The organism is Phenylobacterium sp. (assembly GCF_046290725.1).
GTDB lineage: Bacteria > Pseudomonadota > Alphaproteobacteria > Caulobacterales > Caulobacteraceae > Phenylobacterium.
In genome coordinates this window covers 650,326-672,128 of the sequence record NZ_JBKBUH010000002.1, presented here as the reverse complement: position 1 = coordinate 672,128, position 21,803 = coordinate 650,326, and the positions used below count along the sequence as shown (strand labels likewise).

Sequence of the window (21,803 nt, the reverse complement as noted above, 5' to 3'; positions counted from 1 at the left end):
CTCCTAGCCGCAGCGCACCTCTCTAACGATCCCCGTCTGCGCGTCGAAGAAGAAGTTCAGGCGGCGGGGGTGATAGTCCATCGTCACCGGGCAGGTCGTGCAGGCCACCCGCTGCAGGCTGGGATTGACCGGCACCGGAATCTCGGTGCGCGGGCGGCCGACATATTTCTGGGCGTCGGCGGCCCCGCACTGATCGGGCTCGGGCGGCGGCGGGGCCGGCGGCGGCGGAGCCGGCGCAGGCGCTGGCGGCTCAGGGGCCGGGGCGGGCGGAAGCTCGCTGGCGCAGGCGCTCACGCCCAGGAAAGCTGCTGCGACGATCCAAGCCCGTCTCATGCCTGTTTCTCCCATCCGCGCGCCTGCTGGCGCCAATATGAGGCCGGATGCCCTCTGTCCTTCAGCGCCCGCCACTGGCTGCGCGCCACGGCGAGCTGAGCCTCGTCGCGACCGTCGAACAGCACCACGCAACGGGCGTAGCCGGCAAGCTCGCCCGGCTCGGCCCCGTCCACCAGGAAAAGCGCGTCGGCGCCGTTCGGGTTCTCGAATCCCGTCGTCAGCAGAATGGGCTGGCGCGCGGCGGCCGGCTCATCGAGCGGCCCATGCGGCAGGAAACTGTCGTCGCGATAGCTCCAGAGCCAGCCGTCCAAGTGCTCGATCCGCTCCGGCTCCCGCGCCCGAACCACCGCCTTCCAGCCGCGGGCCAAGGTCTTCTCCAGGAGCTCCGGCAGGGCCTGATCGAGCCCGGTGCGCTCCAGGTGGTAGAACCAGACCTCGCAGGGAGCGGTTTCGCTCACGGCTTCAGGCCCAATAGCCGGGTGAGCGCCAGGATGCCGTCCACCGTCTCCTGCGGATGGGTGGCCATAGCCAGGTGGTGGAGATCGCGGCGCAGGGTCGGCCAGCCGAGCCGGCGCGCCTCGCCCGCCTCGCGCTCATAGGCCTTGGAAAGCCGCAGGAAGCCCCAGCCGACGTGCTCCGGCAACTCGACCTCCGGCGCCGGCTCCTCCAGCCAGGCGAGCGGGGTTGGCGAGAGGCCGGCGAGAAACGCCTTACGCTGCGCCTCGTCGGGAAGGAGGCTGCCCAGCGCATCGGGGGGAAACCATTGATCCCAGGCCGGAACGCAACCTTCCTCGGCCTTGTCGCGCAGGGACTGGGCCAGGGCGTCGGCGGCGGTGTCGAACCAGCTTCGCCCGGGATGCGGCGGGATCGCATCCACATAGAGCACCGCGGCGACCTCCCCGCCCGTCGCGGCGAGCGCCGGCGCAAGCCCGCCCGCGCCGGAATGGACCACCAGCACATAGGGGCCGTCCTGGCCGAGATACTGGGCCGCCGTCACCGCCGCGAGGCTGCGATAGAAGGGCGGGGCCAGGGCGGCCCATGGCGGCAGGGCCGGCCGAGTGACCTCGAACCCCCGCGAGGCCAGCACCGCGGCGGTCGGCCCCCAGGCCTGCGGACCGGTCAGCGGGCTGTGAACCAGGACGAAGCGCATGGCCTCATTAACTCCGTGCTCCTCTCCCGCCTGCGGGAGAGGACAGGCCGCCAGGCCAGGTGAGGGCGAGCGGCGCGAGCCGCGAGGGCGGCGTCCGCCGCTGGCGCCGACGGCGCCAAACTTTCGATCCCCGTAGAATCTCGCGACGCTCCGCGCCGCCCGCCTGCGGCGGCCTCGGCTGCGCCTCGCCCTCACCCGTCCTCCGGACACCCTCTCCCGCACGGCGGGAGAGGGAATGGTTGAGCATTCTGAGCATCGACGATAGCGGCCCCATGAAGGGGAAGGAAAAGGTCAGCCTAGCCCTCGTACTTCTCCTGCACCATGCGGTTCAGCAGGCGCACGCCGTAGCCGGTGGCGCCTTCGGGCAGCGTCGGCACGGAGGAAGGCTTCTTCCAGGCGGTGGAGGCGATGTCGAGGTGCGCCCAGGGGACGTTGTTCACGAACCGCTGGATGAAGAGCGCCGCGGTGATCGAGCCTCCGGGGCGGCCGCCGGTGTTCTTCATGTCGGCGATCACCGAGTCGATGTTCTTGTCGTACTGGGGCGGCAACGGCATGCGCCACAGGGGCTCGCCCTCCTTCTCGGAAGCCGCCAGCAGGTTGCCCGACAGTTCGTCGTTGTTGGAGAACAGGCCGGCATAGTCGTTGCCCAGCGAGATGATGATCGCGCCGGTCAGGGTGGCGAGGTCGACGATGAACTTCGGCTTGAAGCGATCCTGGCAGTACCAGACGGCGTCCGCCAGGACGAGGCGGCCCTCGGCGTCGGTGTTGATGATCTCGATGGTCTGGCCGGACATGGAGGTGACCACGTCGCCGGGGCGCTGGGCGTTGCCGTCGGGCATGTTCTCGACCAGGCCCAGGATGCCGATGGCGTTCACCTTGGCCTTGCGGCCCGCCAGCACATGCATCACGCCGGCTACGGCGGCCGCGCCGCCCATGTCCCACTTCATGTCCTCCATGCCCTCGGCGGGCTTGATGGAGATGCCGCCCGTGTCGAAGCAGACGCCCTTGCCGACGAAGGCCACCGGCTGGGCCGACTTGTCGGCCGCACCATACCACTTGATGACCGCGAGCTGGCTTTCCCGGATGCTGCCCTGGCCGACGCCCAGCAGGGCGCCCATGCCGAGTTCCTTCATCTCCGGCTCGCCCAGCACCTCGACTTCGAGGCCGAGGCGCTCCAGCTCCTTCACCCTTCGGGCGAACTCGGCCGGATAGAGCACGTTCGGCGGCTCCGAGACGAGATCGCGCGAGAAGGCCACGGCGTCCGCCAGAGCGGCGAAGGGCGCGAACGCCGAAAGCGCCGCATCGGCGTCGGCCGCCACGATCTGGGCCTTGGCGACGGAGGGCTTCTTCTCGGCCGGCTCCTTGGTGCGGTAGCGGTCGAAACGGTAGGCGGCCAGGCGCACGCCCAGCGCCGCCCGCGGGGCCGCGGAGTCCTTACCGGTCGGCAGCACTACCCGCAGGGTGGTCAGGCCCGAAGTCTTCACCGCGTTGTAGGCCGCAGCCGCCGCATGCTCGGCGGCGAGGTCGTCGAAGGCCTCGGCCTTGCCGGCGCCCACCAGCACCAGGCGGGCGGCGTCCGCGCCGGCGCCGAGCACGTCCAGGGTCTGTCCCTTGCCGCCGGTGAAGCGCGAGGCCGCAGCCGCCCGGGCCAGGGCCCCGCCCGCGGCCTTGTCCAGCTCGCCCGCGGCGCCGCCCAGCGGCTGGCCCTCGAAGGCGATCACGGCGAGCGCCGTCTTTTCCGGAACAGCGGCGCCGGCCGCGACGAATTCGATCTCCATAAGACCCTCGAACTGCACCAATCTTGAGGCTTGCGCCGGGGAAGGCCACATCCGTCGGCGATCTTGCGACGGTTGTGCGGCGCGACGACGCATGATTTAGAGCAGGTTCTCGGCCGGGGCGCGAAAAATCCCCCGGCGCCGCCGATTTTCTTCGAATGCCGCTGATCGACCGCTATCTGCTCCGCCAGCTTCTCGGCCCGACCGTGCTGGCGACGCTCGCCCTGGCGGCGGTGGCCCTGCTGAGCCAGAGCCTCTCGGCCCTCGACATCATCGTCAGCCAGCGCCAGAGCGCCCTGGTCTTCGCCAAGGTCACCCTGCTGGCCATGCCGCAGCTGATCAACATGGTGCTGCCGGTGGCGGTGTTCGTGGCCGCGCTGGTGGCGCTGAACCGCCTGCACACCGAGCAGGAGATCGTGGTCTGTTTCGCCGGCGGCATGAGCCGCTGGCGGGTGATCGCGCCGGCCCTTCGCCTGGCAGCCATGGTCACGGTGCTGGCGCTCTTCATGAACCTCTGGATCCAGCCGGCCGCAGCGCGCGAGATGCGCCAGACCCTGTTCAACGTGCGCACCGACCTCGCCTCCACCTTGATCCGGGAGGGCGAGTTCACCCAGCCGGCGCCGGGTTTGACGGTCTACGCCCAGTCGGTCGACACCACCGGGCTGATCCGCAACCTCTTCATCCATCAGGAGAAGGAAGGCGGAGGCGCCACCACCTACACGGCCGATCAGGGCCGCCTGGCCAAGCGGGGCGACCGGCCTGTGCTGGTCATGCTGAAGGGTTCCAACCAGGAGTTCAGCCGCGACGGGGTGCTGAACTTCCTGTCCTTCGACGAGTACATCTTCGACCTCGGCCCCTTCATGGCCAGCAGCGAGCTGATCCACTACAAGCCCTCGGACCGCTACCTGCACGAGCTGTTCTTCCCCGACCTCCAACAGGACTGGGAGCGCCGCAACCGCCTGAAGCTGCTGGCCGAGGGGCACGCACGGCTCGCCACCCCGCTCTACAACATCGCCTTCATGGCCATGGCGCTGTCGGCGATCATCGGCGGCGGGTTCTCGCGCCTGGGCTACGGCCGCCGGATCGCAGCCCTGGCCGCCGCGGCGGTGATGGTGCGGATCGCGGGCTTCATCGTTCAGGCGGCGGCGGAGTCCGGCGCCTGGCTGAACGTGTTGCAGTACGTCGTGCCGACGGCGGCGGCCTACCTCGCCCTGCGCGGGGTGTTCCGGCAGAAGGTCCACCGCTTCATCGACATGCGGAAGAAGCCGGTGCGGATCGCCCGTCCCCACGACGTTTCCGGAGCGCCGGCGTGACGGGACTGGGCCGGCTCGAGCGCTATGTGATGGGACGGATGGCCGCCGCCGTGGGCGCCGCCCTGGCGGTGATCTCCGCCGTGATCCTGCTGGTCAGCTTCGTCAACCTGTCTCGGGAGATCGCCGTCCGCGCGGACGTGAGCCTGCTGCAGCTCCTGTGGCTGACGCTCCTGCAGGCGCCGGCGACGATCCTGCTGCTGCTGCCCTTCGTCTTCCTGTTCGGGGCGATGGGGGCCTATGTGGGCCTGAACCGGCGTTCGGAACTGGTGGCCATGCGGGCGGCCGGCGTCTCGGCCTGGCGGTTCATCCTGCCCTCGGCGGGCGCCGCGTTCCTGACCGGGGTGCTGGCGGTGACCGCGCTCAATCCGCTGGCGGCGGCGGCCAGCGCCGAGTTCGAGCGCGCCCAGGCCGCCCTAATGGAGAACTACCTGACCGACGCGCCGGAGGACGTCTGGCTGCGCCAGGGCGACGAGCGGACCCAGATGGTGATCCACGCCCGCGACCGCGACATCGTCGACGGGACCGTGCGCCTGCAGGGCGTCTCGCTGTTCATGTACCAGAAGAACCAGGACGGAATCCCCGAATTCCGCCGGCGGCTGGAAGCGGCCGAGGCGCGGCTGCTGCCGGGCTTCTGGCGGCTGACCGACGTGCGTGAGGCCGGCGCCGGCGAAAGCTCGGTGCAGTCCGACAGCCTGTCGATCCGCTCCACCCTGGACGCCGAATCAGCCATGGAGCGGTTCGCCGCGCCGGAATCGGTGGCCTTCTGGCGCCTGCCGACGGCGATCCGCCTGACCGAGCAGGCGGGATTCTCCGCCCGAGGCTACCGGCTGCAGTTCCATCAGCTTCTGGCGACGCCGGTGCTGTTCGCCGGCATGACCATCCTGGCGGCGGCCTTCTCCCTGCGGCTGGTGCGGCTTGGCGGGCTGGCGGGGCTGGCCGGGGCCGGCGTCGGCCTTGGTTTCGTCGTCTTCTTCTTCAACGAGTTCTCGGGCGCGCTGGCCGGCGCCGACATCGTGCCGCTGTTCGCGGCGGCCTGGGCGCCGCCCATGGTGGCCCTCCTGTCGGGCGTCGCCCTGCTCTGCTACACGGAAGACGGATGAATCGTCGGACTGCGAAGGCGCGGTTCGGGGCGCAATGAGGGGACCCTTGGCTTTCACCCGGAACGGCGGGCGTTCGGCCCCTGCCAAGTTCGGCCTGCTCGCGGGCGCCGCATGGCTGGCGCTCGCCGCCTCGGCGCACGCCCAGACCCCGCCCCCGGCCGACGGCCTGGGCGAGGACCGCCTCTTCATGGAGGCCGACCAGGTGGTCCGCGACGACGCGAGCCAGACCGCCACCGCACGGGGCGAGGTCGAGGTGCGCTATCGCGGCCGCACCCTGCGCGCCGACGAGCTGGTCTATGACGAGGCCGCCGGCGTGATCCGCGCTCGCGGCAATACCGCGATCCTCAATCCTGACGGCACAGTGGAGTACGCCGACGAGATCGTGCTGGACGAGGAGATGAAGGCCGGCGTCGCCACCGGTTTCGCCGCGCGCCTGCCCGAGAACGTGAAGCTGGCCGCCGGGACCGCGGTGCGCCGCTCCGAGCAGGTGCACGAGCTCAACCGCGCCATCTACACCCCTTGCGACATCTGCGCCCCGGACGGAACCACGCCCAAGACGCCGACCTGGTCGATCCAGGCCGAGCGCGTCGTCCAGGACCGGGAGCGGCAGCTCGTCTATTACCGCAACGCCTGGATCCGGGTGTTCGGGCAGCCGATCGCCTATCTGCCGATCTTCTGGCACCCGGACCCGACGGCCGAGCGCAAGTCGGGGCTGCTGCCGCCGAAGTTCTCCGCCTCGGACCGGCGCGGCTTCTCCTACGAACAACCCTATGTCTGGGTCGTCTCGCCACATTCAGACATCACGCTAAGTCCTCAACTTAACGTCAAAGTTAACCCGTTCCTCAATGTGCATGCGAGGAAGCGGTTCTATTCCGGCGCCATCGACGCGCGGATGGGCTACACCTACGACACCGACTTCGACGGCCAGGGGCAGAGCTTCGGCGACGCCACCTCGCGCAGCTACATCCTGGCCTCGGGCGCCTTCGCCATCGACGAGAACTGGCGCTGGGGCTTCACCGCGGAACGGTCGTCCGACGACCTGCTGTTCGACAAGTACGAGATCGGCGACGTCTACGAATCCCGCGGTCCCTACATCGCCGACGATCGGCGGCTCATCTCGCAGGCCTACGCCACCCGCCAGGACCAGCAGTCCTGGTTCTCCGCGGCCGCCTTTACGGTCCAGGGCCTGCGGCCGGGCGACAACGAACGCACCTTCCCCGTCGCCGCGCCGCTGGTGGAAGCGCGCTACGAGCCCACGGGGGCCGTCGCCGGCGGGCGGCTGCGGACGCGGGCGAGCGCCGTGGTCCTGACCCGCGAACAATCGCCCGACTTCCCGACCGTCCGCCTGCCGGGACTGGACAGCCGCCGCGCCACGGCCGAGGCCGACTGGCGCGCCACCTACACCTCGGCCGCGGGCTTGCGGGTCGCCCCGTTCCTGCACGCGCGCTTCGACGCCTATTCGTTCGACGACAACATGGTCGGCGTGGTGGGCGTCGGCCCCACCTCGCGCTCGGTCTCCCGCGGCCTGGGCGTGGCGGGCGTGGATGTGACCTATCCGTTCTTCCGCAGATTCAGTGACTTCACGGCGATTCTTGAACCGATCGTGCAGCTCGCCGCCTCGCCGGACCTGAAGCAGATCGAACTGGGCCGCAATGCGCTCGGCCAGACGGTCTATCTCAACGAAGACGCCATCGCCTTCGAGTTCGACGAGACGAACCTGTTCCGCGCCAACAAATTCCCCGGCTACGACCTCTATGAGGACGGCGTGCGCGTGAACGTCGGCGGCCGCGCCTCGGTGTTCTGGGACGACGGTCGGCGCGCCAGCCTGCTGGTCGGTCGGTCGTTCCGCGACGCGCCCAACGAGATCTTCGCCGAACGCACCGGCCTGCGCGACCGCGCTTCGGATTGGATCGTGGCGGCCGACGCCCAGCCGCTGCCCGGCGTGCGGGTCTTCACCCGCGCCCGCCTCGACGGCGACAGCCTGGACGTGGAGCGGGCCGAAGCCGGGGCCAATGTCTATACCCGCCGGGCCAGCGGCTATTTCCGCTACCTGCGCAGCAACACCGACATCAACGGCGACAAGACCGAGAATTTCGACGTCGGCGGCGAGCTCTATCTGACCAAGAACTGGGGCGTCACCGTCTACGGCAACCGCGACCTCGTGCAGGAAGCGTGGGTGATCCGCGACATCGGCGTGGTCTACCGCGACGAATGCACGCGGGTGGACATCATCTATCGCCGGGAAGACACGGTGATCGGCCGCCTCGGCCCCTCCGACTCCGTCACGGTCCGCCTAACGCTCGCCACATTGGGTGAACCGTTATATGGCAGATGAAAACCGCGGCCCCGCCCGGGCCGAGCGCATGCTCAGATACTTGAGGAAGACGTCACTCCATGAACCGCGCGCGTAAAGTCACGGGCCGCTCGGCCCGCGGCCTGGCCTTGGCCGCCGCCCTCGCCACGGGCGCCGCGCCCGCCTGGGCCCAGGCCGTCGCGCCCGAACCCCAGGCGCCGGCGGCCGCGCCCGGCTTCAGCGAGGCCGTCGCCGCCGTCGTCAACGACGACATCATCTCGACCTACGACCTGGCGCAGCGCATGCGCCTGCTGATCGCCACCTCGGGCATCCAGCCGACCCAGCAGAACATCGCCCAATTCCAGCGCGAGGCGCTGATCTCCCTGGTCGACGAGCGGCTGCAGATCCAGGAACTGCGTCACCAGGAACGCGAGCAGAAGATCGACATCATCGCCAGCGACGAGGAGCTGGAGGAAGAACTGGCCGAAATGGCCCAGGGCAACGGCATGAACCGCCAGCAGTTCGAAGCCAGCCTGGCGGCCCAGGGCATCGGGATCGACACCCTGAAGGAACAGATCCGCGCCCAGATCAGCTGGCAGCGGTGGATCCGCGGGCGCTACGGCTCGCGCCTGCGGGTGGGCGAGGACCAGGTGCGCGCGGTGCAGCAGCGCATGGCCGCCGCCGCCTCCAAGCCGCAGTACCAGATCGCCGAGGTGTTCATCGACTCCAACCGCGTGGGCGGCCCCCAGGTGGCCCTGCAAGGCGCCCAGCAGCTGGTCGCCCAGATGCAGCAGGGCGCGCCGTTCGCCGCGGTCGCTCGCCAGTTCTCCGCCTCGGCCACCGCGGCCAACGGCGGCGACGCCGGCTGGGTGACCGCCGGGGAAATGCCGGCCGAGGTGGACGCCGCGCTCGAACAGATGCGGCCGGGCCAGCTGTCCCAGCCGATCCCGGTGCGCGACGGCGTCTACATCATCTATCTGCGCGACAAGCGCTCGGGCGCCGGCGCGACGGTGGTGAACCTGAAGCAGGCCGCCGTCGCCCTGCCCCAGACCGCCAGCGCCGACCAGGTGGCCGCCGCCACCCAGCGACTGACCGAACTGCGCAGCCGCGCCACCGGCTGCGGCGATCTGGAGGCCGCCGCCGCCGGCATGCCGGGCGTGGTCGCCGGCGATCTGGGCGAGGCCGAGATCGCCGACCTGGCTCCGGCCTTCCGCGACGCGGCCCAGACCCTGCAAACCGGCCAGCTCTCGCAGCCGATCCGCACCCAGGCCGGCCTGCACGTCCTGGCCGTCTGCGGCAAACGGGCGGCGGGCGCGGAAAATCTCACCGCCGATCAGATCGAGAATCGGCTGTATGGTCAGCAGCTAAGCATGATCGCCAGGCGTTACATGCGGGATCTGAGGACCTCGGCGACTATCGAGACGCGGTGAAACAAGGCCCCATCGGACTGACATTGGGCGATCCGGCCGGAATCGGGCCGGAAATCGTGGTCAAGGCCTGGAACCGGCTACGCGCCGAAGGCCCGGCGTTCGTCGTCGTGGGCGACTACCAGTCCCTGGCCTCGGCGTCCGGCTCGGGCGCCTCCATCGTCCGGCGGGTGACCACGCCCGAAGAGGGCGCCAAGGCCTTTGCAGACGCCCTGCCGGTGATCGACCTGCCCCTGCGGGCGCCGGTGGTGGCGGGTCATTCCTCGGCGACGGCGGCGCGGTCGGTGGTCCAATGGATCGAGACCGGGGTCGGACTGGCGCTGTCGAAGGCGATTTCCGCCCTGGTCACAGCCCCCATCGCCAAGGCGCCGCTCTATGAGGCGGGCTTCCCCTTCCCAGGCCATACCGAATTCCTGGGCGAACTGACGGCCGCGGCGCGATACGACGGCGCACGGGGCCCGGTGATGATGCTGGCCGCGCCCGGACTGCGCGCCACGCTGGTGACCGTACATACCCCGCTGGCGAAGGTGGGGACCGAGCTTTCGGTGGAGAAGATCGTCAACGCCGGCCTGGTCACCGCCCAAGCCCTGCGCCGCGACTTCGGCCTGTCGGCGCCTCGGCTGGCCGTGGCCGGCGTCAATCCGCACGCCGGCGAGGCCGGGACCATCGGCCGGGAGGAGCAGGAGATCGTGGTCCCCGCCGTACGCGCCCTGCAGGCGCTGGGTGTGGATGCGACCGGCCCGGCCCCCGCCGACACCCTGTTTCACGAAGCCGCCCGCGCCCGCTACGACGCAGCGCTCTGCATGTATCACGACCAGGCCCTGATCCCGGTGAAGATGCTGGATTTCTGGGGCGGGGTGAACGTGACGCTGGGCCTGCCGATCGTCCGCACCTCTCCCGACCACGGCGTGGCCTTCGACATCGCCGGCCGCGGCCAGGCGCGGCCCGACAGCCTGCTGGCGGCCCTGCGGATGGCCGAAGAGATCGCCGCCCGCCGAAACGGCGAGGGTTAGAGCCGGCTATCGCATTTGGCGTGCACTACACCCCCCTCTCCCGCTGTGCGGAAGAGGGTGTCCGAAGGATGGGTGAGGGCGAGGCGCAGCCAAGGCCGCCGCCCGGGGGGCGGCGCGAAGCGGCGCTAGAAATTGCAGCGTGGCAGGTGTTGGCGCCTGCGGCGCCAGCGGCTTCGCCGCCCTCGCAGGCTTCCCCCGCGAGCCCTCACCTGGCCTTACGGCCTGTCCTCTGCCGCAAGCGGGAGAGGAGGAGGCGACCTGGGTCCCGCCCTCGCCGGGAGGAGCGGATGTGGGGCGTCAGGTCAGCGGAACTCGGCCAGGGGCGGCGGCGGGGCGAAGCGCACGCGGCCATAGTCGGTCTTGCTGAGCGCGATGGTGACCTGCCCCTTCTCGCCCAGGGGCATGTGCGTCACCACGTGGGCGTGGCGATAGCCGCCGGTCCCGACGCCCACCGCCACCTCGCCATGAACGCGGCGCGGCGCCTCGAGCCGTTCGTCGTCGCGCGCCACGGCCGGCGAGTCGGCGATCCAGCGGTCGATCTGGGCGGCGGTCTCCGAGACGGCGGGCGGCGCGTCCGCGCGAGAAGCCGTGGCGATCGCCTCCTCGGCCGCGGCCGAATTCGCCCAGAAGGCCGCAACCGCGCAAATGGCCCATGTCGACCGCATGGCGAGTCTCCTGACAGGCCCGAAGCCTGAGCTGCGATTGCGGCGCGTTCGAGGCGCGCCCTTGCCCTGGAGCATATTGGCCCCTAGTTCATTTTCAAACATTCGTTCGTCGGGGATCCGCACCGTGCCAGCGCCCAACCTGTTCGCGCCGCTCACCTTCGCCCATGGGCCGGCCATGAAGAACCGCTTCATGCTGGCGCCCCTGACCAACCTGCAGAGCCACCCCGACGGGCGGCTGTCGGAGGACGAGTTCCGCTGGCTGACCCTGCGGGCCAAGGGCGGGTTCGGCCTGACCATGAGCTGCGCGGCTCACGTCCAGCGCGAGGGTCAAGGCTTCCCGGGCCAGCTCGGCATCTTCTCCGACGATCACCTTGAGGGCCTGACCCGGCTGGCGGCCGCGATCAAGGCCGAGGGCAGCCTCGCGGTGGTGCAACTCCACCATGCGGGGATGCGCTCGCCCAAGGACCTGATCGGCCAGGCCCCTATGTGCCCGTCGGAGGACGCCGAGACCGGCGCCCGCGCCATGACCGACGTCGAGGTCGAATGGCTGGTCCAGGCCTTCGTCGACGCCGCCGACCGCGCCAGGCGCGCGGGGTTCGACGGCGTGGAGGTGCACGGCGCCCACGGCTACATCCTCGCCCAGTTCCTGTCGCCGGAGATCAACCGCCGCTCCGGGCGCTACGGCGGGTCGCTGGCGAACCGCTCTCGGGTGCTGTTCGAGATCCTGCAGGGGATCCGCGACCGCTGCGGCGAGAGCTTCAACCTCGGCCTGCGGCTGTCGCCCGAGCGCTTCGGGCTCAAGCTGGCGGAGATCCGCCAGGTGGCCGAGCAGGCCATGACCTGCGGCCTCATCGACTATCTCGACATGTCGCTGTGGGACGTGGCGAAGGAGCCGGTGGAGGAGGCCTTCCAGGGCCGGCCGCTGATCTCCTACTTCACCGAGCTTCCGCGCGGCGACACGCGGCTGGGCGTGGCTGGCAAGATCACCACGGCCGAGCAGGCGCGCGCCTGCCTGGAGGCCGGCGCCGACTTCGTGCTGATCGGCCGCGGCGCCATCCTGCACCACGACTTCCCCAAGCGGGTGGCGGCCGACCCGGATTTCCGAGCGACCGCCCTGCCCGTCACCCGCCAGCACCTGCGCGATGAGGGGCTGGGCCCGGCCTTCATCGACTACATGCAGACCTGGAAGGGCTTCGTGGCGGTGGAAGAGCCCGCGGAATAGCAGGCCTTGCCGCGGCCGCGCCGCCGGGCGAGGCTCGCAGGCCCGAAGGGAGGAGCGTTCCGGTGATCGAGTTCTTCTTCGACTGCTCCAGCCCCTGGACCTATCTGGCCTTCCACAACGTCCAGCCCCTGGCGCGCGAGCTGGATGTCCCGATCAAGTGGCGGCCGTTCATGGTCGGCGGCATCTTCAACACCATCAATCCCAGCGTCTACGCCCAGCGCGAGCAGCCGGTGCCGGCCAAGGCCCGCTACATGCTGAAGGACCTGCACGACTGGGCGCGCCACGCCGGCCTGTCGATCAAGATGCCGCCCAGCGTCTTTCCGGTGAACAGCGTCAAGGTGATGCGCGCTTGCCTGATGCTGGAGCCGCAAGGGAGGCTCGTCCCCTTCGCGACGGCGGCGTTCGAGGCCTATTGGCGCGACGACCTCGACATCTCGCAGGACGAGGTGGTGGCCGAGGTCGCCCGCCGCGCGGGCGCGGAGCCTGCGCCTCTGATGGAGGCCATCGCCGCGCCGGAGGTTAAGGCGGCGCTGAAGGCCAATACCGACGAACTGATCGCCCGGGGCGGCTTCGGCTCCCCCACCCTCTTCGTCGGCGGCGAGGACATGTATTTCGGCAACGACCGGCTGGAGCTGATCCGCGCCGCGGTGCTGCGCGCCCGGGACACGGCCTAAGGGCCAAGCCCGCCCCGGCCCTGGCGCGACTGTCCGCGGCCGATCACCTGCCGGAAGTCTCCGCCGAACGGCAGGCCGTAATAGACCGCCATCAATCCGCCGACCCACGGCTGCTTGAACCACAGGCTGGCCGTCGCCCCGTCGATCAGGCGCCTGGCGTGCAGCAGGGCGACCGCGATTTCGGGCTCGGCCTGACCGACTTCGGCGGCCAGATCCTCCGCGCCCGCCAGCAGGCGCTGGGCGACGAGGACGAGCGGCTGCAGAACGGGCGTTCCCCGCAGGGGGATCTCCGCCAGGGCGCGGGCCTGCAGGCGGCGCGCCGCCGCCGCCGGGCCGATCCGACCGCGCAAGGCCCGGCGCGCGGCGCGTTCGGCCTTGTCGAGGCCGGCCTCGTCCTGCGGCTCGTAGAGCCGCCGCAGCTGGTCGGCCCACAGCACCGCGCCGTCGGAAAGGTCGTCGAACTGTTCGGCCAGCCGCAGGGCGTAGTCGTCCAGGGGCGCCAGCCGGTCGGCCTCCAGCAGCAGGGCCGCCGCGGTCATCGCCGCGATCGGGCGCTCGGCCTTGGCCGCCAGCATCCGCTCCAGCGCCCCGGCCTCCGCCGCCACCTGACCGGCCAGGCGCTCGCGATCGATCTCGGCCAGCCGGTAGAGCCGGGCCGCCTCGTCGCCCGCGTCGCTGTAGGGGGCCAGGCGTCCGGCCAGGTGCTCGACCTGGGCCAGATCCTCGGAAAACCGCACGGCGAGCCGGACGGGCGCCGGTGTACCCATGTCGTTGGGCAGGATCATGCCGAAGGCGTCAAGCCCGGCGCCGCCCGCACCGGGATAGCCGATCTCCAACCAGGCGCCCCGCGCCAGGCGCGCGTGCAGCCGAACGTCGATGCGGTAGACTCGGCCGTTGTCGCTGACGGCGCCGCCGAGGAACTCGATGTCCGAAGGCGCCACCGGCCGCGCCGAATTGGCGCCGCGCAGCATCACCCGCCCCTTCGACCACAGCTCGGTGGCGTATTCGTGCCGGAAGAAGCCGTGCAGGTCGGCGGGCGTCGCCAGACCGACCGGAGGCGGCGGCGGGCCCAGATCGGTGAACTGGTCCTCCCGCATCTTCGCCGCCTCGACGATGGCGGCGTCCAGCTCCGTCTTCGGCAGGCCGGCCTCGCGCGCCTGGTCGGCACCGGCCATGGGCGCGGCCGCCACGGAGAATGCGGCGGGCTCCGCCTGGACGTTCAGCCCGGGCGGAGCGGGCGCCACGCGGCGCGCAGCCACGATGGCGACCTCGGCGGCGTCGAGGTTGCCGCCCAGGGGCTCCATGCGCGCAAACAGCCCCGGCGAGCCGCCGGCCGCATGCACGAGCTCCTCGACCCGCCGGGTCAGATAGGAGTCCAGGGGGCGCGGCTTGACCACCACATGGGTGTCGCCCGGCGGAAAGAGATCGACGAGGTCTTCGTCCAGGGCCTCCATCAGCGCCTGCCCGAAGAAGCTCAGTCCCACTCGCGGCGCGGCGGGGTCGTACCGCAACTGGTTCCATTGGAAGGCCTGGCGGCCGGCCAGGCTGGCCATGAACTTGGCGGCGAAGTTGGGCTGGCCGGCGGCGGTGGCGTTGCGCGTCGGCAAGGGCGCACGCCCTTCCGGCGCAACCCCGCCCAGCAGGGTCGCCGGATTCTGGCAGGCGTCGAGCATCAGATAGACCTCGCCCGTTCCGGTCTGGCGGGCGATGGCGCGCAGCCCTTCCACCGAGATCGCATCGTCGGCCGGTTCGCCCACGTCTGGGTCGAGATAGTCGGACGGCAGCAGGATCGGCTTTTCGAGGTTGTTCAGGCCGTGACCGGAGAACAGGAACAGGCCGCGGGAGGCCCGGCGCGCCTCGGCCGGCTGGTCGCCCATCACCTTGGCCCAGCGGCGGATCGCCCGCTCGCAGGCGGTGAAGACGGGCGCTTCGTAGTCCCCGGGGGCCAGCTTCCAGCGCGGATCGGCCTGTTCTTCAGCCGTAGGCGACAGCAGCAGACGCACCTCGGCGATCGGGCAGCCATCGATGTCGCATCGCTCCTTCAGCCAGTGGAACAGGGCCGCTCCGGTCAGGGCCGAGCAGACCAGTTGGCCACCGACGGTGGTGCCGTTGCGGGCAGCCTTGCCGGGAACGCCTCCCGGCAGGTGGTCGTAGAACGAGACGCCGATCACCACGGCGAACAGGCCGGGAAGCCCGGGCGACCAGGCGTCGTTCACCCACAGGCCCGGCTCTCGGCCGCGCACCAGGCTCATGACCTCAAATCCCGGCTTCCGAAAGCCGGTCCTCGAAGCGCCGCCAGAAGCTCGGGCGCTTGAAATAGGAAACGTGGGCCAGGGCGAGCCCCGCCCCATTCACATAGGACTCGTCGACCATGGCGGCGTTCTTCCCCGGCTGGAAGCGGGCGCTGCTGACGAAGATGTCCTTGGCGGTGAAGGCCACGAAGTCGTTGACGTCCCAGACGTTCCACCAGGCCTGGACGCAGTCGGGGACCGGCTGGCGGTCCTTGGGCGGGGCGGCGTTCTTGCGCACCGAGGGGTCGCTGGCGTGGAACAGCTTGGCCTCTTCGAAGAAGGCGACCTGGGCGCCGGCGCTGGCCCAGAAGGCGACGTCGGGACGCGCCGCCGCCGGCGCGAAGGCGGTGAAGACGTCGTAGGCGACCTGTCCGCCCATCGAGTGGGTGAGGACGACCAGCTTCTCGTTGGGCCGTTCCGGCGTCCTGGCGGCGGCGAGCGCATCCAGCAGACGCTGGACGATGGGCCCGGGCGCGCCGGGCGTCCCGCGGCGGGTCTGGTAGATCAGCACGTCGCCCAGGAAGTCGGCGACGAACTCGTGGATCAGGGGCCGAAGCTCGCCCAGCAGGCGGGAGGCCAGGAAGCCCGGTGCGGAAACGGCGCGTTTGAAGAACTCGCCCGCCCGTTCGGCCCAGTCGCTAGGGCCGGCGGCCACCAGCCCGACCTGGTCGGCGGCGCGAAGCTGGCCGGCGCGGACGAGCGTCCGGTCGGCGAGGACCTTCATCTGGTCGGCGGGCGGTTGGGCGGCGAGCGCCGCGACCCCGGCCCCGTCGCTACAGACCTCCAGCGCCGCCAGGGTGACATAGCCGTCCACCGCTTCGGCCGACCCTGGCTCGGCCGCCTCGTCGGGGCGGACGGCCGCGGCCTCCAGGAAGGCGATGACGGTATCGGCCAGTTCTTCGGACGACAGATCCTTCAGCTCGACTGTCGCCACCCCGGCCCCGCCGGGCCCCATGCCGAGGAGGTTGCCGCCGCCCCCCATCGGAGTCGCAAGGGCCGTCGGCGCTGCGGCGCCCGCCGCGAGGTCCAGCGGCGAGACGGCCTGCACCCCTGCACCCTGCGAGAGGATCGAACTCTTTGGCCGGGAGGCCTTGTCCCAGGCCCACTCCACGCCGACGTCGCCCCAGAAGCAGTGGACGATCTTCACCGCCTTGGGATCGGCGGGATTGAGCCGGGGCGCGACATAGCGGCGGAGTTGCGGCTCCACCTCCCGGAACGCGCCGTCGGAACGCACGCGCACGCCGTGAACGAACACGATGGGCATGGTCGCCCCTCCCTGCTGAATGAAACGCAACCCGCACCCGCGCCCAACCACGCTGCGCACCGATGGTTGTATCTCAAGCTGCAGCGGGAGTCCCGCAGGACGCAAACGCACCACGTCCGCTTCCGACGCAGAAGGAGTGGGCTCAGCGCCTGCTCAGCGCCCGCCCCCCGAGGGCCGGGCAATCGCACATGAAAACCTCCTCTCCCGCCAAGCGGGAGAGGAGTGAACAGCGCGCTCGCGCCACGTGCGATCGCCCTACCCCAGAGGGGGAGCTTCGTGGGACCCTGCCGGTCAGAACACGAAGTCGGACGCCGTCAGACTGGCGACCGAGACGCCTTCCAGCACCACCTGGCCGGTTCCCAGGAGAATGACCGCGTCGCCGTCGTCGTTGGCGGTGAGCCGGGCCTGGACGTCGGCCCAGGTCTCCAGCCCGGCGACGGCCGTCAGGTCGATGAGGTCGCCGGACGAGAAGTCGGTGACCCGGTCGGCCCCGGCGTTTTCCTGGAACACGAAGCGGTCCTCGCCCGCGCCGCCGGTCAGCACGTTGTCGCGCGCATTGCCGACGATGGTGTCGTTCCCGGAGCCGCCGACGGCGTTCTCGATCCAGGTTCCGTAGGCGATGCTGATATTGTCCTTCATCAGCGGCCCGCCGGACAGGGAGACCCAGCTCACCCCGCCGTTTATGCCCTCCACGCCGTTGTTGTAGACCTCGTAGAGCAGTTGCGACCGCGCCGGCAGCCCGGCGGCCAGGTTGTTGGCGTTGATCTCCTCGAGGGAGAGGAAGGTCTCCGTACCGCCCGCGCTGGAGAAGGCCCCCGGGTTCAGGTCGATATAGGACGGGGTCGAATAGCCCGAGAGGTCAAGGGTGTCGTTGCCGCCCGCGTCCCAGATGGTGAAGACCGGCGCCAGCTGGTTGGGACCGAGCTGGAAAGCCGGCCGATCGTCGAGGTCGGCGCTCCAGTTGAAGCCGTAGGTGGTGTCGCCCGTCCGGGTGGTGGTGTCGGCGCCGAAGAGGCGCTGGACGGCGGCGATGTCGTGCACGCCGGGCGTCGCCGAATAGACGAACCGCATCAGGCTCCAGTCGATGTGCTGGGCCCCGGTCTCGTAGGCGTCCCAATAGGACATCACCGTGTACTGCAGCGAGTCCTGGTAGTAGTCGGCCAGGGCGTAGCTCAGTTCGACGTCGTCGCCGGCGTCGTAGTCGCCGGGGTGCGAGAGGCCCAGCGCATGGCCGATCTCGTGCGTCAGGGTCTGCAGACCGTAGAAGCCGTTCAGCAGCTGAACGCCGCTGACCGGCGCCGGATTGATCCACACGTCCCCCTGGATGTGCTGGTACTGCGCGCCGTAGGCCTTGCCGTGCGGCAGGTAGGCCCAGGCCTGGCCGGGGCCTGTGACGGTGGTGGCGAAGGCCAGGTCCCAGTTCCCCTGGCCGTTCGACGCTTCCTTGAAGCTGATGGCGATGACGTCGTCCCAATAGGCCAGGGCCAGGCGGGTGGCCGCCTGCTGCTCCGCGGTCATCGGCGCGTAGCCGTAGCTTTCCGGGAACCCGGGATGATTGTAGAGGCCCGTGGTCACCGGACCCGAATAGAAGCCATAGGTGAGGACGCCGTCGGCGAGATCCTTGGCGCTCCAGGTGAAGCCGCTGCGATTGAGGTGTTCGGCGATCCACTCGACCGTCTGGATCGGCAGGTCGCGGGCCACGCCGCCGGCGTCCGGATCGGCCGAGGCGTTGGCGTTAAGTTCGGATTCCTGCCGGAAGCCGGTTTCCAGCTTCAGCGCATAGACATTGGCGTCGGGCTTCGACATGCCTCATCTCCCTTCGTCCCGCCGCAGCGACCGGGCGCAGGCCAGCGGGCGCGGAGGATCGGAAGCCGCCGCGCGCCGCCAACGTGTCTGGCGGACTCAGTTTAGGTTTGGTTTGGCGAGGAAGCTCTACTTTATCCGGCCGGCAAAATTACTCTGATCGACGGGCGAAAGACGCGCCTCCTCAGACGGTTCTTCAACCATGAGTGCATGAGAGCAAGATATCGACAATTAAAGTATATTAGGGAAAGGCCAAAATCTGCGTCTCCTCGGCCGAACGGTCCGGCGAAGCTCGAAATCCAGTCATTTCAGGCCGTTGTTCACACCCAACAAGCTTGACCTCAACGGCTGCGCTTCAGCCTCAGCAGCCCCTGGCGGCGCGGGAGGTCGGCAAGGTGGAAAGCTCCCTTGCTCAGCCCCTCTCTTGCGGCCCGTCGGCGCGGAGCACGAAGGCGAGGATCTCGGCCACGGCGGTGTAGAGCCGCTCGGGGATCTGCTCGTCGAGTTCGATCGTGGAGAGCGCCTGGGCGAGCGCCGGATTGACCTCCAGCGGCACGCCGTGGGCCTGGGCGGCCTGAATGATCCGCTCGCCGATCACCCCTCGGCCGCTTGCCACCACACGAGGGGCATTGGGCGCGTCGTAGCGCAGGGCCACGGCCAGCCGGTCGCGGTAGGGATTGCTCACGACACCTGGTCCACGAACTGGCCGGCGCCGGGGGACCGCCGCGGCGGCGCGCCCAGATGCACGGCGACCTCGGGCCGCAGCCGGGCGCGGGCGAGCGCCATGGCGAGCTCGGGCTGCAGCGCCTTCAGGCGTTCGGCGGCTTCCGGCCGCTCGCCCCAGAGATGCACGCCCACCTCGTCGCCCAACAGCGTGGCTTTCGCATGCACCGGCCCCAGGCTGTCGAGGTCGATGGAGAACCCTGCGCGCCAGACCGGCGGCCGGTCGCCGGATGCGGCTTCGCCTCCGCCGTCGCGCTGAATCTCGAACTGGGCGACCGCGGCCCCGCCCGGGGTGGTGAACGGAACCTCGAACATCCAGCGCGCGCCGCCCTCCTCGGCCCCGGCCTGCGGCAGGGAGGCCAGCTGATGCAGCTGGGCGCGGGCCAGCGCCCCCTCAGCTTCGCCGGCCAGGCGCTGAACCACCTGCACCGGCGTGGCGTCGGCCGGCAAGCTGGCGCGGGCCGACGGTTGGGCGCTGGTCGCGCCGTCCCGATGCGGCGGCGGCGGCGGCGGCCCCGGGGCGCGAGAGGTCTGGGCCTGCGGCTGGGTGGCGAGAAAACCGTCGAGGGCGCCCTTCAGGGTGAGAAGGCCGGCCTTCAGGTCGCGCCCCACCGGCGAGCGGCGCGGTTCGGCGGCGAGCCGCGCCTCCAGGAACAGGCCCGACTGGGCGAAGGCCTTGGCGATGTCCGCGCCCGTCACATTGGCCGACAGCGGGCCGGCCTGGGCCAGCAGCCGTGTGGCCGCCGCGCGCACGCCGGCCGGCAGGCCGGGGATGTCCAGAGCCTTGGCGAGATCAGCGATCAGCGGCGCCAGCGCTCCCTGCCGGGCGGCGGCGGTCTGCGCCTGCTGGGCCAGACGGCGGGCCTCGGGCTGGACGTTGTTCTGGGAGGCGGCGGACGTCGGGGTGGGCTCGACGGGCCGCACGATCGCGCCCGCGGGCCGGATGGCTTCCACCGGCACGGTGATCATGGGCTGCGCAACGCCCGTGATAGGCGTGACCGTCGCCACGAGGATTCGTCCTCTTGTCCGAGGCTTATCCTGGACTTCGGAAGTGAAGGGGTTGTTAAGGGTTTCAGCGGCTCTCGCCAGGTTCTCGAGGACCGGTGACGCCGGCGGCGACCCGGGCTAGTGCTGGGACCGTGACCGCCCTCGACCAGCTTCCACCGCTTCGCGAGACCCTCGCCGCCCATGGCCTGATGGCCAAGAAGAGCTTCGGGCAGCACTTCCTGCTCGACCTCAACATCACCCGCAAGATCGCCCGCCTGGCGCAGGTCGGCGAAGGCGACATGGTGATCGAGGTCGGGCCCGGCCCCGGCGGCCTGACCCGCGCCCTTCTGGAAACCGGCGCGCAGGTCGTCGCCATCGAAAAGGACAGCCGGTTCGAGCCCTTGTTGGAGGAACTTGCGGCGGCCTCGGCCGGCGCGCTGACGGTGCGGGTGGAGGATGCGCTGACCGCCGACGAGGCGGCGATCGCCGGCGGCCGGCCGGCGCATATCGTCTCCAACCTGCCCTACAACGTCGGCACGCCCCTCTTGATCAAGTGGCTGACCGGCGCTTTCAGGCCTGCCTCCATGACCTTGATGTTCCAGAAGGAAGTGGCCGAGCGGGTGACCGCCCAGGCCGGCGCTGCGGCCTATGGCCGGCTGGCGGTGATCGCCCAGGCGACGGCCGACGCGCGGCTGGTGATGGATGCGCCCGCCCGGGCGTTCACGCCGCCGCCGAAGGTGGACTCCGCCGTGGTGCGGCTGGTTCCCCGCTCCGACCGGCCGGAACCTGCCCGGCTGCAGGCCTTGCAAGCGGTGACGGCGGCCGCCTTCGGCCAGCGGCGCAAGATGCTGAGATCGAGCCTCAAAGCGCTCGGCGGCGAAGTCCTGTGCGAGGCTGCAGGCGTCGCGCCCGAGGCGCGGGCGGAGACCGTCCCGCTCTCAGGCTTCCTGGCGCTGGCCGACGCCTGGCGGGCGCGGGAGGGTCGTCTCTAGGCCAAGAGCCCCGCCACCCCGTCCCAGCAGAGCTTGCCGCCGACCGCCACCATCAGGGCGTAGACGATGCGGTAGAAGCTGGCCGCCGGCACGCGCCGCACCAGCCAGACCCCAGCGGCCGTCGAGGCGATGGCGAGCGGTAGCAGGACCGCGGCGGTGGAAAGGCTCTCGGCGGTGAACTGGCCAAGCGCCCAATAGGCCGGAACCTTCATCCAGTTCACCACGGCGAAGAAGATGGCGCTGGTGCCCACGAAGACGTCGCGCGGCAGGTTCTTGGGCATGACGTACATCTGGAAGGGCGGCCCGCCGGCATGGGCGATCTGGCTGGTGAAGCCCGCCGCCACGCCCGCCAGGACGCCGCGCCAGGGAAGGCCGCGCTCCACGGGCGGCGCGGGCTGGATCCCGCCCCGGCCCGCCCATAGTCGCTGCAGGCCGAAAACCACGGCGATGGCGCCCACCGCCAGCTCCACGGCTTCGGCGGTGACGAAGGCGGCGAGGCTCCAGCCCAAGGCTATGCCCGCGGCCGCCGTGGGCAGCATCAGGGCGAGCACGCCGCGGTCCCAGGTGCGCCGGAAGGCCCAGACGCTGACCACGTCCTGGACGATCAGGATCGGCAGGGTGATGGAGGCCGCGAGGACAGGTGAAACGGATAGCGCCATCAGCGGCACGGCGATCACGCCGACGCCGGAGAAGCCGCCCTTGGCCAGACCCAGCAGGATCACCGCCGGGATCGCAAAGGCGTAAAAGGCTGGATCGCCGATCATGCCGCCCGCCTAGG

General features: G+C 70.5%; 19 protein-coding genes. 8 read left to right on the top strand and 11 right to left on the bottom strand.

The genetic code is table 11. The features are described 5' to 3' along the window. Nucleotides 1-3: 3 nt before the first annotated feature. From ACK41C_RS14570 to ACK41C_RS14555, 4 genes are all read right to left on the bottom strand, one after another. Nucleotides 4-333: a peptidase inhibitor I78 gene (locus tag ACK41C_RS14570; protein ID WP_409655710.1), complete on the bottom strand. Its 330-nt coding sequence runs from the start codon at nucleotides 331-333 to the stop codon at nucleotides 4-6. Continuing rightward, a complete protein-coding gene (locus ACK41C_RS14565; protein ID WP_409655709.1) occupies nucleotides 330-791 on the bottom strand; it encodes a DNA polymerase III subunit chi in 462 nt (153 codons plus the stop codon). The genes ACK41C_RS14570 and ACK41C_RS14565 overlap by 4 nt, the downstream gene beginning before the upstream one ends. Then, nucleotides 788-1,483: a hypothetical protein gene (locus tag ACK41C_RS14560; RefSeq protein WP_409655708.1), complete on the bottom strand. Its 696-nt coding sequence runs from the start codon at nucleotides 1,481-1,483 to the stop codon at nucleotides 788-790. The genes ACK41C_RS14565 and ACK41C_RS14560 overlap by 4 nt, the downstream gene beginning before the upstream one ends. Nucleotides 1,484-1,779: 296 nt before the next feature. After that, the gene (locus tag ACK41C_RS14555; RefSeq protein WP_409655707.1) at nucleotides 1,780-3,261 is read right to left on the bottom strand and encodes a leucyl aminopeptidase; all 1,482 of its coding nucleotides are present in this window, start codon (nucleotides 3,259-3,261) and stop codon (nucleotides 1,780-1,782) included. 155 nt (nucleotides 3,262-3,416) lie between these two features. Here ACK41C_RS14555 and lptF point away from each other — a divergent pair, with 155 nt between their 5' ends. From lptF to pdxA, 5 genes are read left to right on the top strand one after another with little or no spacing between them, the layout of a single operon-like run. After that, nucleotides 3,417-4,571, top strand: a complete 1,155-nt coding sequence (gene lptF, locus ACK41C_RS14550; RefSeq protein WP_409655706.1) for an LPS export ABC transporter permease LptF — start codon at nucleotides 3,417-3,419, stop codon at nucleotides 4,569-4,571. After that, nucleotides 4,568-5,671 (top strand): LptF/LptG family permease, encoded by a 1,104-nt coding sequence (locus ACK41C_RS14545; RefSeq protein WP_409655705.1) that lies wholly within the window; start codon nucleotides 4,568-4,570, stop codon nucleotides 5,669-5,671. Before lptF ends, ACK41C_RS14545 begins: the two co-directional genes overlap by 4 nt. 46 nt (nucleotides 5,672-5,717) lie before the next feature. Beyond that, nucleotides 5,718-8,006: an LPS-assembly protein LptD gene (locus tag ACK41C_RS14540; protein ID WP_409655703.1), complete on the top strand. Its 2,289-nt coding sequence runs from the start codon at nucleotides 5,718-5,720 to the stop codon at nucleotides 8,004-8,006. 59 nt (nucleotides 8,007-8,065) lie between these two features. After that, nucleotides 8,066-9,394, top strand: a complete 1,329-nt coding sequence (locus ACK41C_RS14535) for a peptidylprolyl isomerase (RefSeq protein ID WP_409655702.1) — start codon at nucleotides 8,066-8,068, stop codon at nucleotides 9,392-9,394. Next, nucleotides 9,391-10,404, top strand: a complete 1,014-nt coding sequence (pdxA, locus tag ACK41C_RS14530) for a 4-hydroxythreonine-4-phosphate dehydrogenase PdxA (protein ID WP_409655700.1) — start codon at nucleotides 9,391-9,393, stop codon at nucleotides 10,402-10,404. The genes ACK41C_RS14535 and pdxA overlap by 4 nt, the downstream gene beginning before the upstream one ends. A 302-nt stretch (nucleotides 10,405-10,706) precedes the next feature. Here the strand turns inward: pdxA and ACK41C_RS14525 are convergent, their stop codons facing one another. Next, the gene (locus tag ACK41C_RS14525) at nucleotides 10,707-11,069 is read right to left on the bottom strand and encodes a hypothetical protein (RefSeq protein ID WP_409655699.1); all 363 of its coding nucleotides are present in this window, start codon (nucleotides 11,067-11,069) and stop codon (nucleotides 10,707-10,709) included. A 124-nt stretch (nucleotides 11,070-11,193) separates the two neighbouring features. Here ACK41C_RS14525 and ACK41C_RS14520 point away from each other — a divergent pair, with 124 nt between their 5' ends. Together ACK41C_RS14520 and ACK41C_RS14515 are read left to right on the top strand one after the other, a co-directional pair. After that, nucleotides 11,194-12,291: an NADH:flavin oxidoreductase gene (locus ACK41C_RS14520; protein WP_409655698.1), complete on the top strand. Its 1,098-nt coding sequence runs from the start codon at nucleotides 11,194-11,196 to the stop codon at nucleotides 12,289-12,291. A gap of 62 nt (nucleotides 12,292-12,353) precedes the next feature. Continuing rightward, the gene (locus ACK41C_RS14515) at nucleotides 12,354-12,965 is read left to right on the top strand and encodes a 2-hydroxychromene-2-carboxylate isomerase (protein ID WP_409655696.1); all 612 of its coding nucleotides are present in this window, start codon (nucleotides 12,354-12,356) and stop codon (nucleotides 12,963-12,965) included. Here the strand turns inward: ACK41C_RS14515 and ACK41C_RS14510 are convergent. The 5 genes from ACK41C_RS14510 to ACK41C_RS14490 all read right to left on the bottom strand — a co-directional run bounded on the left by ACK41C_RS14510 (nucleotide 12,962) and on the right by ACK41C_RS14490 (nucleotide 20,015). Next, nucleotides 12,962-15,217 (bottom strand): hypothetical protein, encoded by a 2,256-nt coding sequence (locus ACK41C_RS14510; protein WP_409655694.1) that lies wholly within the window; start codon nucleotides 15,215-15,217, stop codon nucleotides 12,962-12,964. The two genes, ACK41C_RS14515 and ACK41C_RS14510, sit on opposite strands and share 4 nt — an antisense overlap. 4 nt (nucleotides 15,218-15,221) lie before the next feature. Beyond that, the gene (locus ACK41C_RS14505) at nucleotides 15,222-16,520 is read right to left on the bottom strand and encodes a hypothetical protein (protein ID WP_409655692.1); all 1,299 of its coding nucleotides are present in this window, start codon (nucleotides 16,518-16,520) and stop codon (nucleotides 15,222-15,224) included. Nucleotides 16,521-16,811: 291 nt separating this feature from the next. Continuing rightward, nucleotides 16,812-18,326, bottom strand: a complete 1,515-nt coding sequence (locus ACK41C_RS14500; protein ID WP_409655690.1) for a M10 family metallopeptidase C-terminal domain-containing protein — start codon at nucleotides 18,324-18,326, stop codon at nucleotides 16,812-16,814. Nucleotides 18,327-18,735: 409 nt separating this feature from the next. Continuing rightward, on the bottom strand, nucleotides 18,736-19,008 hold the full coding sequence (locus ACK41C_RS14495; RefSeq protein WP_409655688.1) for an EscU/YscU/HrcU family type III secretion system export apparatus switch protein: 273 nt from the start codon (nucleotides 19,006-19,008) through the stop codon (nucleotides 18,736-18,738). Further along, nucleotides 19,005-20,015 (bottom strand): flagellar hook-length control protein FliK, encoded by a 1,011-nt coding sequence (locus ACK41C_RS14490; RefSeq protein WP_409655686.1) that lies wholly within the window; start codon nucleotides 20,013-20,015, stop codon nucleotides 19,005-19,007. The genes ACK41C_RS14495 and ACK41C_RS14490 overlap by 4 nt, the downstream gene beginning before the upstream one ends. Before the next feature lie 227 nt (nucleotides 20,016-20,242). Between ACK41C_RS14490 and rsmA the strand changes: the two genes are divergently transcribed. Further along, a complete protein-coding gene (gene rsmA / locus ACK41C_RS14485; RefSeq protein WP_409656680.1) occupies nucleotides 20,243-21,025 on the top strand; it encodes a 16S rRNA (adenine(1518)-N(6)/adenine(1519)-N(6))-dimethyltransferase RsmA in 783 nt (260 codons plus the stop codon). Here rsmA and ACK41C_RS14480 read toward each other — a convergent pair. Further along, nucleotides 21,022-21,789, bottom strand: coding sequence for a sulfite exporter TauE/SafE family protein (locus tag ACK41C_RS14480; protein ID WP_409655684.1), 768 nt, complete (start codon nucleotides 21,787-21,789; stop codon nucleotides 21,022-21,024). The two genes, rsmA and ACK41C_RS14480, sit on opposite strands and share 4 nt — an antisense overlap. Nucleotides 21,790-21,803: the final 14 nt, after the last annotated feature.

What these genes read in the sequence shown, in the direction of transcription:
- ACK41C_RS14510 (WP_409655694.1), bottom strand. Translation starts at nt 15,217, where the DNA reads ATGAGCCTGGTGCGCGGCCGAGAGCCGGGCCTGTGGGTGAACGACGCC.
- ACK41C_RS14480 (WP_409655684.1), bottom strand. Translation starts at nt 21,789, where the DNA reads ATGATCGGCGATCCAGCCTTTTACGCCTTTGCGATCCCGGCGGTGATC.
- lptF (WP_409655706.1), top strand. Translation starts at nt 3,417, where the DNA reads ATGCCGCTGATCGACCGCTATCTGCTCCGCCAGCTTCTCGGCCCGACC.
- ACK41C_RS14570 (WP_409655710.1), bottom strand. Translation starts at nt 333, where the DNA reads ATGAGACGGGCTTGGATCGTCGCAGCAGCTTTCCTGGGCGTGAGCGCC.
- ACK41C_RS14555 (WP_409655707.1), bottom strand. Translation starts at nt 3,261, where the DNA reads ATGGAGATCGAATTCGTCGCGGCCGGCGCCGCTGTTCCGGAAAAGACG.
- ACK41C_RS14505 (WP_409655692.1), bottom strand. Translation starts at nt 16,520, where the DNA reads ATGCCCATCGTGTTCGTTCACGGCGTGCGCGTGCGTTCCGACGGCGCG.
- ACK41C_RS14525 (WP_409655699.1), bottom strand. Translation starts at nt 11,069, where the DNA reads ATGCGGTCGACATGGGCCATTTGCGCGGTTGCGGCCTTCTGGGCGAAT.
- rsmA (WP_409656680.1), top strand. Translation starts at nt 20,243, where the DNA reads ATGGCCAAGAAGAGCTTCGGGCAGCACTTCCTGCTCGACCTCAACATC.
- ACK41C_RS14500 (WP_409655690.1), bottom strand. Translation starts at nt 18,326, where the DNA reads ATGTCGAAGCCCGACGCCAATGTCTATGCGCTGAAGCTGGAAACCGGC.
- ACK41C_RS14535 (WP_409655702.1), top strand. Translation starts at nt 8,066, where the DNA reads ATGAACCGCGCGCGTAAAGTCACGGGCCGCTCGGCCCGCGGCCTGGCC.
- ACK41C_RS14560 (WP_409655708.1), bottom strand. Translation starts at nt 1,483, where the DNA reads ATGCGCTTCGTCCTGGTTCACAGCCCGCTGACCGGTCCGCAGGCCTGG.
- ACK41C_RS14490 (WP_409655686.1), bottom strand. Translation starts at nt 20,015, where the DNA reads ATGATCACCGTGCCGGTGGAAGCCATCCGGCCCGCGGGCGCGATCGTG.